9 protein-coding genes are annotated in these 13,497 nt (G+C 46.4%); 6 read left to right on the top strand and 3 right to left on the bottom strand.

All coding sequences use genetic code 11. The features are described from left to right. Window positions 1-8: 8 nt before the first annotated feature. Both AC5ZC7_RS14960 and AC5ZC7_RS14955 read right to left on the bottom strand, forming a co-directional pair. Window positions 9-1,178, bottom strand: a complete 1,170-nt coding sequence (locus tag AC5ZC7_RS14960; protein ID WP_496162305.1) for an ABC transporter substrate-binding protein — start codon at window positions 1,176-1,178, stop codon at window positions 9-11. A gap of 30 nt (window positions 1,179-1,208) precedes the next feature. Beyond that, entirely contained in the window at window positions 1,209-1,799 is a 591-nt protein-coding gene (locus tag AC5ZC7_RS14955; RefSeq protein ID WP_496162306.1) for a tail fiber protein, read from the bottom strand. A gap of 391 nt (window positions 1,800-2,190) precedes the next feature. Between AC5ZC7_RS14955 and AC5ZC7_RS14950 the strand changes: the two genes are divergently transcribed. Together AC5ZC7_RS14950 and AC5ZC7_RS14945 are read left to right on the top strand one after the other, a co-directional pair. Beyond that, window positions 2,191-3,438 carry an amidohydrolase family protein gene (locus AC5ZC7_RS14950; RefSeq protein ID WP_496162307.1) on the top strand — a complete coding sequence of 416 codons (1,248 nt, stop codon included), beginning with the start codon at window positions 2,191-2,193 and terminating at the stop codon, window positions 3,436-3,438. A gap of 128 nt (window positions 3,439-3,566) precedes the next feature. Continuing rightward, complete coding sequence (locus AC5ZC7_RS14945; protein ID WP_496162308.1) at window positions 3,567-4,139, top strand: hypothetical protein; 573 nt, start codon at window positions 3,567-3,569, stop codon at window positions 4,137-4,139. On the opposite strand, the gene AC5ZC7_RS14940 is transcribed toward AC5ZC7_RS14945, so the two are convergent. Next, entirely contained in the window at window positions 4,132-5,694 is a 1,563-nt protein-coding gene (locus tag AC5ZC7_RS14940; protein ID WP_496162309.1) for a serine hydrolase, read from the bottom strand. The two genes, AC5ZC7_RS14945 and AC5ZC7_RS14940, sit on opposite strands and share 8 nt — an antisense overlap. A gap of 251 nt (window positions 5,695-5,945) precedes the next feature. Here AC5ZC7_RS14940 and AC5ZC7_RS14935 point away from each other — a divergent pair, with 251 nt between their 5' ends. The 4 genes from AC5ZC7_RS14935 to AC5ZC7_RS14920 all read left to right on the top strand — a co-directional run bounded on the left by AC5ZC7_RS14935 (window position 5,946) and on the right by AC5ZC7_RS14920 (window position 13,497). After that, window positions 5,946-8,015, top strand: coding sequence for a carboxy terminal-processing peptidase (locus AC5ZC7_RS14935; RefSeq protein WP_496162310.1), 2,070 nt, complete (start codon window positions 5,946-5,948; stop codon window positions 8,013-8,015). 70 nt (window positions 8,016-8,085) lie between these two features. Next, complete coding sequence (locus tag AC5ZC7_RS14930; protein ID WP_496162311.1) at window positions 8,086-8,676, top strand: RNA polymerase sigma-70 factor; 591 nt, start codon at window positions 8,086-8,088, stop codon at window positions 8,674-8,676. 12 nt (window positions 8,677-8,688) lie between these two features. Next, window positions 8,689-9,819 carry a FecR domain-containing protein gene (locus AC5ZC7_RS14925; protein WP_496162312.1) on the top strand — a complete coding sequence of 377 codons (1,131 nt, stop codon included), beginning with the start codon at window positions 8,689-8,691 and terminating at the stop codon, window positions 9,817-9,819. 105 nt (window positions 9,820-9,924) lie between these two features. Beyond that, window positions 9,925-13,497, top strand: a complete 3,573-nt coding sequence (locus AC5ZC7_RS14920) for a SusC/RagA family TonB-linked outer membrane protein (protein ID WP_496162313.1) — start codon at window positions 9,925-9,927, stop codon at window positions 13,495-13,497.

The following is a 13,497-nucleotide window of genomic DNA, read 5'->3' as shown; positions in this document are numbered from 1 at the left end:
AGTCGCTGTTAAATGCAGAGGAAAGGATTTTGCCACCCCGATACGGATTCTGCATGGATGACCTCAAATTCTTTCGCATCAAAGCGCATCCCTTTTCCCTGATCAAGAATAATTTTACGAATTTGGTTGCCGGAAGTATTAATTTTTATGATGTTGGAGTCAGGTAGTGCGAAGCCCGATAACGGATAAAAGTTTTTCTCTCCGCGGGGGCCACGTATAACGTCTGTACGTAGTTGTTGCTTTACTTTATCCCAGTCTTTTTTGCGGGCATGAGGTAACAATTCTTTCCATATCAATCCTGCTTCATAGCCCATCAGGGCATAGATATTTGCAGGTTGTTTTGCCAGGCTTTCAAACTGTTTTACAAATAATTGATTCGCTTTATTTTCATCTTCCCGCATCCAGGAGCGGGAGGTGTATAATTCTATATCAGCATGTTTGATGTCGTCCAGGATATCATCGTATACCATGGCTTCATGTACCAGTAACGGTATCTTTTTATGCATCCCGCTGCGTATCCATTGTTCCAGGAATTTTAATCCCAGGGAGCCGCAGAAAATAGCGTGTACATAGGCAGGCGGGTTTTCTGTCCATTGTTTGAAAACAGCCGTAAGATCCAGGTGTTGAGGTACCTGTGGATCAAAGGGCAATATATTTAATTGGATACTGGTGCCGCCGGCTGCCATGACACCTTGTTGAAAGGTGCTGCTCAGATGATAGCCTGCTTCATATATCGGCATAATCATATGGCCGCCGCTACCAAAAGTGCTTTGGGCCCAGTGGCCCAAAGCATATTGTGATTGCCATAATTGGTGAGAAGCGTAAAATATATCGGGACTTAGATAGGGAAAGTGAGGGATGTATTCTCCCATATCAAAAAAGAAGGCAGGTCTTTTTTTTGTTTCAATCAATGGAACCAGGTCTGGTATTGATTTATAGCTGATAAGTCCCGACAGGATATCTACGTTGTTGAAGAAGAGCAACTTGCGTGCGGCTTCTTCCGAGGCTTTCATGCCGCCCATTTTTGTAAACTCAGGTATAAACTGAACGGTGCGTTGCCGCACAGGATCCAGGCCCATACCCAATAACCATCCGGTTATCAGGTGTTGGGAAAAGAAAGGGTAGATACCCGAATAGGGGGTAAGAAACCCAATGGTGAGGGAAGGGGTAGCCGACATATAATCAATCGTAAAATAAGGTTGCCCTGGTTAACCTCTGGATGGGAATATACCATTCAGTGCAATCAGGTAGGTAATAGCCAGATAAGGATTCTGGATAGAAAACGGTTGGTTACCACCGGTGATACCGATCGTAACGGAGCCTCCAATTGTATTGGGTGATAGGGAGGTAACACCGTCTTTTGTCGCATATCCATTAATGGGGTTCCCGGAAGGACCACTGCCAATAGTGGGTAGCGTTGCTGGTGCCAGGGTGCTGGCAGGTGTGGTAGCTGTACCCGCAGCGGCACTGGCAACCGGTGTAGATGTTAATTGGCTGATGTCTGCCACATGGTTATGTGCCGGCATGTTGGTAATGAGAAGTGTGGTGTTTTCGGTGCCTGCTTTCTGTCCAATGTTGTAACTGGAAAGTCCGGGTCCCTGGCCCCAGCCAATAGGCGCCCGGCCTCTGAGATCCGGCAGGGCAAATGTCTGAACACCGTCGCCCCCGTAAAAAGTGCCCACGAGTGCAAAAAGTGCGGAGTTTTGTGCGATGGACATAATCTGTCCCCAGCACATCGCCCAGCCATTGATGGTGAAGTTACCAGCAAAGGCGATGATCATTGCGAGATAAGGTTCCATGTGTAATAATAGTTATTGAGGTTAGAGAATAATGATCTGGGATTTATTGTCTATATCAGCTATCACATTACCTCCCGGGAAGGAAGCAATCAGGCTCTCTTGAGGGTTTCAACGGTCAGGGCAAAAATTCTACTGAATTCTAATAGGACTTAAAAGTGTGTACTTGATAAAGGTAGGGTATTTCTAAATAAAAAGTCACCGGGAAATATCCCGTAGTTAGGAATCCTTTAATGCGGTGCCCCGTCAGGGATGCAGTTATACGGCACCTGTTTGTTTTATGGAAATAATGACATCCTGCATCTGGTTAGGGATGATGTGTGGTAACGATAATATTATGTGCTTCTTACAAAAATATTTTTATACATATAATTAAATTTAAACAGCTCTTCTGATGAAGTATGCCCTCTTTTCGTTTATCGTTGCCTGGCTATTCAGTGCAACCGTGAATGCCCAAACCACCGTTATCAAAGCCGGACATGTTTTTGACGCCCGCACCGGCAAGATGTTGTCGCAACAAACTATCCTGGTCAGGGCGGGCAAAATTCAGCAAATGGGCGTCAACATCCCCTACGCAGCTACCGACAAAGTGATTGACCTGTCCGATTCCTGGGTATTGCCCGGCCTCATGGACTGCCACGTGCATATGACGGTTGGCATGCCCTATAAAAAAATGGCCATTGAACATATGTACGCCACCGAGAGTACGGCACTGCGGGCACTGCGCGGTGCCCATAACGCCACCATACTACTGAACGGCGGATTTACAACCGTCAAAGAAATCGGGAACGATGGCAACTATGCAACCGCCGAGGTGATAAAAGCCATCCGCAAAGGATGGATACAGGGGCCTACTATTTTCTATGCAGGGAAAATTATCAGTCCCTATGGGGGCCAAACTGCCACCGATATTGAACATGAACATTTCTGGGATTATGAATATCTGGATGCCAATAGTTCGGACGAAATCAGGAAAGCCGTCCGGAAGAATATTTATTACGGCGCCAATGTCATTAAACTGGCAACAGATGCACATGCCTACCACTACAGCCAGGCCGAAATAGAAGCCGCGGTCAGCGAAGCTAAAAGTGCGGGTTTAAAAGTGACGGTACATGTTATGGGCGGGGAGGCTGCCAGGAATGTCATCCTTGGCGGCGCTGCAGCGGTGGAGCATGGGGTGGACCTTGACGATGAATTGCTGCGCCTGATGAAAACAAAAGGTACTTTCCTCGTAGGCACGGATCTGGCGGTAAGCAACAGCTTAGCCTATGGTATAGATTCCACGCTGGCGCTGAAATACTATCAACTGAATATTGATCGCCTGCAACGCGCTTATAAGATCGGTACTCCCATGGCCTTTGGCTCCGATATCATCATGGAGATGCCGGGTAAAGACAGGGCCCAGGCAGCCCTCGAGATATTACAGACCTGGAAAGATGCACAGATGCCTTACAATTATATCCTGCAGTGTATGACCATCCATGCGGCGGAACTGTTAGGTATTGAAAAAGAAAGAGGCGTCATTGCCCCTTCGTATTTCGCGGATATTATTGCCGTGAAAGCCAATCCTCTGGATACCATTGAAGCCATCAGGCAGGTCAGCTTTGTGATGAAGGAAGGGAAGGTGATAAAGCAGGATTAACCGCGTTGTTGCAAAGGCTTACTGCGCTTGTTTTGCGGATGGAAAGTTGTATTTTACGGAACTTAAATCGTAGCTATTGTAGCGCTTCGTATGGGGATAGTCGTTATCTGCCAATAAAAAGTAAAGGGATGCCATCGATGAAACCCGTTTATCTGCTAATTCTCTGCTGTTTGCTATGCCAGCCATTATTTTCGCAGGATCGTGCGGCGGAGATAGTGAAAGATATCCGTAGTAAATACCAGGAGATTAACGCCAACAGGGCTGCCTACAGGAAAGTATGGGCAGATCGGATGGGAGAAACCACCGAAGGGGGAGAAGTTGTGGGATATTTTCATAAAGACACGGTAATGCTGATTGAGGAAAGCCTGTATGCCGAAGGCGGAAAATCCACTACCTCCATTTATTATGATCACGGGGCGCCTGCTTTTATTTTTGGGAAGATGTATAAATACAACGTACCCTTTTATGATTCAGCTTTTAACATGCGCCTTTCAGAAATTACCACTGACCGTTCTTATTTCTACAAAGGGAAAATGATCCGGTGGATCAACCCGGAAAACCAGGTATTGGCAGAGAGAGATAAGGTATTTGTAGAGAATGAGCAGGCCGCTTTAAGTCTTGCGAAAGAATTATACAGCAGTATATTGTCGGCAGACGCCCGTCAGAAGGCGCTGCCGGGCAATCATAGCAACACTAAATAATTGCGGCAGTCAATATCTTCCTACTATCTTTTTTAGATCCTGCTGCGGTAACACTGTCTAAAAAGGACATGGATAACTTGTTATCCTCAAATGTGCACACGATAGTATCTCCATGAAAAGTTTCCACAAACCGCATATACAATTGTAAAGTATGGTCATTGGTCCAGGTAGCGGTACCCGCCACTTGCGTAGGCTTGTGATTGAGGCCTGCTTCCGGGAAACGGTATAACTGCCGGTCTTTATTCATCACCCATTTCTCCCAGCCAAACCGCAGGGTAGTAGTACCGGTAACTGTTTGAGTGATCCAGGTACAGCCATGGCTGGTAAATTCAAATTGCATGACGGTGGCGCCAAAATCGTTTATACCCGGTGTCCAGTTTTTACGATGATAACGGGCCGCCAACGGATTGTTGATATTGCCTTTCACTACAGGAAGCTCCAGTTGATCAAGCGTGTGCTGCAGGGTTTTGTACGATGCCGTATCTGCCGGCAACACAGTATCCCGGATGCCTGGTAGCAAATATTTCCAAACGAGATCGAGGGACTTTTGCATATCATCCGTTTGACTGGTGATAGCCAGCACGGCATCTTTCTCCGGCATCACGATGCAATATTGTCCGAATGCACCATCGCCCCGGAAGGCGCCATGGGTGCAGCGCCAGAACTGGTAGCCATATCCCTGTGCCCAGTCGCCGTTGCCTTCCTGTGAAGGCGTCTGATAACTGGTAGCTTCTTTTACCCAGTTGCTGGTCAGTAGCTCTTTTCCTTTCCATTGCCCCTGTTGCAGGTAGAGTTGCCCCAGTTTGGCGATGTCTTCTGTTTTTACCCGCAGTCCGTATCCCGCTACGTTTAGTCCTTCGGGTGAGGTTTCCCAGTCGTACCCGGTGATGCCCAATGGCTCAAACAACCGCGGTGCCAGGTAGTCCTGCAGGATTTGACCGGTAACGGCATGGAGGATAGCGCCCAACATATACGTAGCGCCGGTATTATAAAGAAAATGGGTGCTGGGGGTAAAGGTGACGGGCTGCGAGAGGAAGACAGCTATCCAGGAACTATCGGAGTGTTGCATGAATGGCAGCGTATCTGCCGCATGGCCGGTGTTCATGGTCAGCAGATGCTTGACCGTCATTTTTCGCAGGTTATCGGATGGTTGGTCAGGCACTTCTTTTGAAAAAAAGGAGATGACTGGTGTATTGATATCCAGCTTACCTTCTTTTACCAACATGCCAATAGCTGTGCTGGTAAAGCTTTTAGACAACGAGTACAGGGAGTGTACCTTTTGGGACGAAAAAGGGTGCCACCATCCTTCGGCTACCACCTGTCCGTGCCGCAATAATAGGAAGCTATGCCAGTTGATACCAGAGGCATTGATTGCCTCCACAAAGCGAAGAATGTCAGCGGAGGAAACACCCTGTGATTCAGGCTGGGAGCGGGGGAACCGGGTATCTGTGGTAGCATCCCAGAGCTGTTGAATAGGATGTAATACCGGCAGGAATCCAATACCGGCCAGGCCTGTACCGGCTGTTTTAAGAAAATGTCTGCGACTGGTTTGCATGTGAGTGGTTGTAAGGGCGTTGGAAGATAGGTGGCCCTCCCCAGGTGTTGGTGGGCTTAACAAGTATACGGCATTTTTTTTATTTCCGGAAGCCGCATCAGCTTATATTTCCGCTGCCATTTAATGGCACTGGCCTGATCGGTATGGATAGAAAATTGGCCGGTGTGCTTCACCCTTTTTAAAAGTCCCGTTGCCTTAATAGGAACATTGCCAGTTGGCTGGTAGTTTTTACAAACTGTAATTTTTTTAATATGAGCATTGCTAAATATGGCCTCTTCCTGCTGCTCCCCGCGGTAGGTTTTCATTCTTTTGCCGCTGCACCCACCAATGGCGACCCGGATCAGAACCGGAAGAACGTAGTACAAATGGTCATGAAGCGCATCAAAAACCAACACTATGCGCCCAAACCCGTTGATGATAAGTTTTCAAAAGTGATCTGGCAGAATTACCTGAATGCGCTCGATGCCAACAGGAATACCTTGCTGAAAGGCGATGTGGATGCCCTGCGCAAATATGAAACATTGATAGATGATGAGCTGGAGGCGGGTTCCCTGGAATATTTCAATGCCATTTATGCCGTCTCTATGCAGCGTTTGAACGAGTTGCCTGCTATCTATCGCGCATTGCTGGCATCACCGATGGATTTTACTAAAAAGGAAACCATACAGGCGGATCGTACCAAGCTGGACTTCCCGGCAAATGAGGCAGACCGGAAAGAGATCTGGCGTAAATCCCTGAAATACCAGGTGCTGCGCAAGATGATGGAAATACAGGCGGCCGATTCAACGAAAAATGATGTGGTAGCGGAAAAAGAAGCCCGTGCGTCGGTACTGTTATCTACCGAAGGACTGTTTAAAAATTTGCTCGGGGCCACTGCGTCTGACGATCGTTTCAGCGCGTTTATGAATACCGTTACCCTGGAGATGGATCCGCATACATCTTACCTGGCGCCGGTAGATGCCAGCAGCCGTGAAGCGATGATGTCGCACCGGTTTTTTGGACTGGGCCTGGAGCTCATCACCAAAGATGGAGTGATCATCGTAAAAAGAGTAATGGCGGGTGGTACAGCTGATGCCAGTGGATTAATACAGGCGGAAGATCGTATCCTGCAGGTGAGCGACGCAAACGGCAAGATGGTGGAAGTAACCGGCATGAGCATCCTGGATGTATCTAAAATGATACGGGGTGAAAAAGGAACGATCCTGAATTTATTGGTACGGAAGTCTGATGGCCACGAAAAAGCAATCAGTGTGCCACGTGGCGAAATCATAGAGACAGAGAATGCAGCTAAAAGTGCGGTGATAGAGAAGAATGGAAAAAAATATGGTTACCTGCGGTTAAATGAATTTTACCGTGATTTCAAAAGAGCAGATGGTGCACAGTGTGCGGTGGATATGGCCAAAGAAATCGTGAAGCTGAATGAACAACATGTAGATGGAATGGTAGTGGACCTGCGTGGTAATCCGGGTGGCTCACTGGATGAAGTAGTGAAAATAGCCGGCTTCTTTGTGAAAACAGGTCCGGTTGTACTGGGCCGCGATAGAACAAAAACGGAGCGGTATGAAATCAATAATAACGATCAAACCTTGTATGATGGCCCGTTGGCAGTGATGATAGATGAAGGCAGTGCATCTGCTTCTGAAATCTTTGCCGCTGCGATCCAGGATTATAAAAGAGGTATTGTGGTAGGAAGTCCTTCCTCTTATGGTAAAGGTACTATGCAGGAAACCCAGGCCATGGGTAAACTGGGGGATAAAGACAAAGGCATTCCGGATGTAAGCTATGGTTCCCTGGCGCTGACCATTAAAAAGTTTTATCGTATTAATGGCACTACCACCCAGCTAAACGGAGTGACACCGGACGTGATTTTTCCCAGCAGGAAAGTATACCTGAAAATCCGTGAAAGGGATAATACCAGCGCGCTGCTGGCGGACACCATTGAAACGGCATTTTTTATGAAATCTCCACTGGCGGCTACTTTGCCGGCTGTTATCGGGAAAGCTAATGCGGAAGTAAGCCACGACAGCGTGTTGAACGTGGTTAAACAGGAAGTAGAATGGCTGAAAGTACATGAGGCGCCATTATACAGTTTGCAGAAGGCAACGTTTAAGAAACAGGTAAACGAAATTGAAGCGCATAGTAAAGCAATTGACGCGGCGTTGAAATTGCCGGTAAACAGTCAGCTGAAAATGACGGGAACGGCTATTGATAAGCCTACTCCGGATAAGCTGGCCCGTAACCAGGAGTGGATCAGTACCTGTGTTTCTGATGTATATCTGAGCAGAACAGTAGATATCCTGACAGATTTAACAGGTAAGTAAAGGGGGGCAGTGAAATTCCGGGGATTTTGCCTATTTTGCGCGTTGACAAATTATGGGGGGCGTAAAGGGCATGTATCAACCAAATTCTATAGAGCCGGCTTCATTTGAAGAATTGTTCCGACTGCATTATTCTTTTTTGTGTGCAACTGCTTATTACGTAGTAGAGGATGAAGATGCTGCCAAAGATATTGTGCAGGACTTCTTCCTCTACTGTTGGGATAAGCGGGAGATCATCCAGATCACGCAAAATTTTAAGAGCTATGCCACACGGGCTATACGTAATGCCTGTTTAAACTACCTGAAGAAAAACGGTAAGATTGTATTTGGCGATCCGCTAACCTTATCGGATACGGCGGAGTCATTACCGGAAGACGATAAAGAACGGGAAGAGATCCGGAATGCTGCCTTATGGGCGGCAATTGGTCGTTTGCCAATACAGCGGCAACGTATTTTTTTAATGAGCAACCGGGATGGGCTTAAATATAAGGAGATAGGAGAGCAGTTGAATATCTCTGTAAATACAGTTAAAACACAGATCAAATTAGCTTATCAATATTTACGGAAAGAGTGTGAGTGGATGGTCATTTATATCGCCACGTTATTTTTTTTAAAAGAATTTATGATTTGTCTTCACCCCTTTTTTAAATACGGTTGCCTTTAATATTAGATTACTATGGATACACCAGAAAAGGATATTAATTGGGAGAAACTGCTATCCGTAATAGAGGATGGCGAAACGACCGCTTTGAATGAGGAGGAGGCCGCGATGTTGCGTGCCGCCAAAGAAATGCAGAACAGAGTGAAAACAACGGATAGGTTTCCGACAGAAGCAGGATGGCAACAATTTGTGGCCGCCCGTGAAGCCAGGACCATGAAGGTGGTGTGGCGCCGGAGAATAGCCGTAGCCGCTGCTGCCGCCGCGTTGCTGGTTACCGCCGGCGTGTGGAGCTGGCAAAAGCATATGTCCGGTGCCAGGCCACCACTGGCAGCTGTAGCCAAAGCAGACCAGCCGGCCAAATCGAAAGTGCAGATTGTAATGGGCAATGGTCAAACCATTACCCTGGGTGATAAAGACTCTTCCATCCGCAAGGAAAATAATGGTACACAAGTGCAGGTAGATAGTACCGGCATTGTATATAACGCCGCCAGCAATAATAAAGTGGTGAACTCGATGGATGCCCTGGTGGTACCCAAAGGGAACCAGATACGTATCGCCTTACCGGATGGTACAGAGGTTTGGGTGAATGCGGAGTCAAAACTCACCTATCCTTCCGCTTTCAATGATAGTAAGCGCGAAGTATGGGTAGATGGAGAAGCCTTCTTTGCGGTGGCAGTAAATGTACAACAACCATTTATCGTGCATGCGAAAAGCACTACCACAACAGTACTGGGCACTTCCTTTAATATCAGCACCTACATGACAGTACAAGCCACTTTAACCAGTGGAAAAGTGAGCATCAATGCAGGAACAGATAATAAAATATTAACGCCGGGCCAGCAAGCAGTTTATAACGACGCTACCGGCACATTACAGAAACAAACAGTTGACACCAGGTTATATACCGCCTGGAAGGATGGAGATATTTATTTCGAAGACGCTACGCTGGGAAGTATCATGACCAGCCTTGGACGTACCTTTGATTACGACTTTAAGTTTGAGGATGCCGCATTGGAACAGTTAAATATAACGTTGGATATACATAAACCAACCACACTACAACCAGTATTGGATCGGATAAAACTAACTATTGGCAACATTACTTTTCGGGTAGAAGGCAGAACGGTATTTATCGGCCGGCCATAATTACTACGAAACAGGAACATGAAAAAATGTATGTAGACACGCTACATCCTGGCAGTCGTATGCGCAGGACAAGGCAGACAGTTTAATTATTAATATCAAACCAAAATGAGAAAAATGTTGGGCTTACCTTCTTCGGGGAAGGGTATGCATAGCTTTGCTATGTGCTTAATGCTGCTATCTTTTTTGCTGGTGTTTTCGAATATGGCGCAGGCGCAGGATGTACTGAAACAGCGGGTCTCGTATCATGCGAACAAGCAGCCATTGCTAAAGGTATTGAAGGAGGTGCGTACATTGACCAATGTGCGGTTCACCTTTAATAATGATGAAATCCGTAAACAGGCAGCAGTAACGGTAGACTTGCAAAATGGTACACTGGAGCAATTATTAAGACAAGCCCTGTCCAATACCGGGTTAGAGTTTTCGGAAGACCTGGGAGGTATTGCGATTTATGCGAAAGCCAAGGTAGAGATGACCCAGGAGGATGTCAATGCCAAAATGGGTTTTATGTTCCGGGGCCAGGTCGTCACTTCTGGTGGAGAGCCATTGCAGGGTGTAACCATACAGGGTCTGGACTCAAAAAATGGTACGGTTACCGCAGCAGATGGTATTTTTTCATTGGTTGTCAAAGAAAAGGAACAGTTGCGTATTTCCCGGCTTGGTATGAAAACGCGCGTGTTTACACCAAAACCAGACAACAACAGCTTTGTGCAGATTACGCTTGATTCTGCCGCCCAGGCGATCAATGAAGTAGTGGTGAATGGGTATACGAAAATTGATGCGCGTTTGTCTGCTGCCTCTACTTTTAAGCTCGATGCTGCTCAGTTGATACAGCCCGGAGAACCCACGATTGATAAAATGTTGCAGGGTAAAGTACCAGGCCTCATGGTCATCAATAATAGCGGTAGTGTGAACGGCCGCCCTACAATACGTATGCGTGGTACGTCTACCTTCGTGGGAAACGCCAGCCCGTTATGGGTAATAGATAATGTGGTACGCCCTGACCCGGTAGATATATCTGCCAGCCAGATTAACAACGTGGTATCGGATGCACAAAGCGGTAACTATTCCCTGATTGGGGGGGCCGTAAGTGGACTAAACCCCTATGATGTGGAAAGTATCACTTTCCTTAAAGATGCTGCTGCCACTGCCATTTACGGGGTGTCCGCTGCCAATGGGGTAATTGTGGTAACTACCAAGAGAGGAAAGGCCGGGCCTATGCGTGTGAGCTATAATACCGTTATGTCTTTTCAGCAGCGCCCTTCATATACCAATCTTAACCTAATGAATTCTAAGGAAAGAGTGGATTTTTCCAGGCAGTTAGTAGAGGATGGTATGTTGTACCAAACCTCTACTAAAGGATATGCAGGGATGGCTACCTACGAGGGATTACTACAGGCACTGTATTCGAGGCAAATTACAGAACCGGAATTTAAAACGGCTGTTGGAAAACTGGAAACTAATAATACTGATTGGTTTAAAGTGTTCTTTAGAAATAGCTTCAGTATGAATCACTCCCTGAACATGAGCGGCGGCGCAGGTAAAACTACCTATTTCGCCTCTTTCAGTTATTCGGATGACAGAGGTGCTGCGCAATTGGATACCCGGAAAAATTATTCGATGAACACCAACCTTCATACAGAGGCTAGTAAGAAATTGTCATTCGATATAAGTATCAGGGGAAACTATGCCAAAGTGGGAGGTTATTATGCCGGTGTTAATCCATTGGGCTACGCCTTACGCACCAGTAGAACGCTCTCTCCGCAAACAGTGTATCCAATGGCCATGGCTAATACAGAGGTATTACCTATGCCTCCGGCGATTACATTTAATATGTTAAACGAGATTGCACAAACCGAGAATACAGGGAGTACAAGGTCTATGCAGGCTACGTTGACAGCGAATTATAAGATCATGCCAGGGCTCCAGTTCAGCAGTACTGCTGCTGCGATTTCAGACGCCACCGACGTATTTTCGGCTACCTACGAAGGAAGTGAATGGGTGAGTGAAAAACGTGGATGGAACCTGAATTACACTCCATCTGTGAAACAGGTTGCAGGTTCTTACTTACCCTATGGAGGATTAGCCAACATCGGCAACGAGAACGCGCTGACACTGAGCATGCGTAACATGTTGGTCTACGACAAATCTTTTTTCAACGAACGCGATCAGTTTAATTTCAGCGTAGGAAATGATATCTCTTCCCAACAGATAAAAGGATTCAACTCCCAGGAGCCTGGTTATTATCCTGATCGTGGTCAGGCTTTTTATCCTACTCCGAAGAGTATTTCAATGTATAGCAAACGTAACATCAAGAATACTGTCAACAATACTTTTGGGTTATTCAGTACAGCCAGTTATGTGATCAATAACAAGTATGTGCTGAACGCCAATATCAGAACAGATGGTAATAATCGTTTCGGACAATACTCAAATTCTAAATTTCTACCCAACTATAGCGTTGCCGCAAGATGGAATGTAACAAATGAATCCTGGTTACAATCCAGCCGGATACTCAATAGCCTGGTGTTCCGCGCATCTTTGGGTACCCAGGGGAATGTAGTGAAAGTGGTAGGCCCCGAGTTGATTGCAGAGTATCCAGATAACGGCAGCGCAGATCCTACAACAGGGATCCCTACACTTCATACAAAATCTTTACCCTATCCTGATCTGCGTTGGGAAAAAACAAAACAGTGGAACTTTGGAACGGATGTGGCTTTATTCGACAGAAGAGTTAACCTCACGGCAGAATATTATATTAAGAACAGTAGAGATCTGTTAGTGCAAAGAAATATCCCTTACGAGTATGGTATTGACTTTATGTACAAAAACAGTGGTACCGTTGTTAACAAGGGAATGGATTTAAGGCTGGAGGTAGTAGTGCTTCGTAACAAAACAAGTAATCTGTCCCTTGCCTTCAACAATAGCAGGAACTTCAACCAGATAGGTGAAAACAATTTTGCCAATACCTACGACGATTACCTCAATGGAAGAGTCCTGATTCCCGGTCAACCCATCAGTGGTTTTTATTCCTTCCGTTTTGGAGGATTGGATAGTAAAACAGGGTTGCCATTGTTTACCAGGAGTGGTCACGGTGATGCGATAGATACGGTTGGGGTATTAGTTTATTCCGGTCAGTTGCACCCGAAGTTTAACGGCGGTTTCTCCGTGTCGTTCAACTACAAACAATTTGCGGTAAATGCAGATTTCTCTTATGCAATGGGCGTGGCTAAGAGATTGAACCCGTTGTTTAACCACCAGGATATGGCAACAGACGGGGTGCCGGCACCTTACGATAACGTGAACAGGATAATGCTGACCCGCTGGCGGAAACCTGGTGATGAGAAAAACACCAATATACCGGCCATTACGGATGTAGGTGGTATCGTTGTGCCGGGAACAGGTAATAAAGGTATCTATGAAGCCTACAACCAGTCTGATATCCGCGTGGTGGACGCCAGTTTTCTTCGCTGTAAGAGCCTGAATTTCAGATACATGGTACCACAAAGAATAGCTTCCCGGGCTGGACTGAAGACTTTGTCTGCAGGTGTGTTTGTCAGCAATGTATTCACACTGGCCAGTAAGCAACTACATGGCGAAGACCCTGAAATTCCGGGAGTAGGTACAGATGCGTTGCCATTGACCCGGAAGTATGGCTTTAGTATGAATGTGGATTTTTAA

This window comes from Chitinophaga sp. 9-1-y (genome assembly GCF_059511905.2).
This window is presented reverse-complemented; position numbering and strand designations above follow the sequence as displayed.

Bases quoted from the DNA above. Each gene is read 5' to 3' on its own strand.
- AC5ZC7_RS14960 (WP_496162305.1), bottom strand. From the start codon at position 1,178: ATGTCGGCTACCCCTTCCCTCACCATTGGGTTTCTTACCCCCTATTCG.
- AC5ZC7_RS14955 (WP_496162306.1), bottom strand. From the start codon at position 1,799: ATGGAACCTTATCTCGCAATGATCATCGCCTTTGCTGGTAACTTCACC.
- AC5ZC7_RS14950 (WP_496162307.1), top strand. From the start codon at position 2,191: ATGAAGTATGCCCTCTTTTCGTTTATCGTTGCCTGGCTATTCAGTGCA.
- AC5ZC7_RS14945 (WP_496162308.1), top strand. From the start codon at position 3,567: ATGCCATCGATGAAACCCGTTTATCTGCTAATTCTCTGCTGTTTGCTA.
- AC5ZC7_RS14940 (WP_496162309.1), bottom strand. From the start codon at position 5,694: ATGCAAACCAGTCGCAGACATTTTCTTAAAACAGCCGGTACAGGCCTG.
- AC5ZC7_RS14935 (WP_496162310.1), top strand. From the start codon at position 5,946: ATGAGCATTGCTAAATATGGCCTCTTCCTGCTGCTCCCCGCGGTAGGT.
- AC5ZC7_RS14930 (WP_496162311.1), top strand. From the start codon at position 8,086: ATGTATCAACCAAATTCTATAGAGCCGGCTTCATTTGAAGAATTGTTC.
- AC5ZC7_RS14925 (WP_496162312.1), top strand. From the start codon at position 8,689: ATGGATACACCAGAAAAGGATATTAATTGGGAGAAACTGCTATCCGTA.
- AC5ZC7_RS14920 (WP_496162313.1), top strand. From the start codon at position 9,925: ATGAGAAAAATGTTGGGCTTACCTTCTTCGGGGAAGGGTATGCATAGC.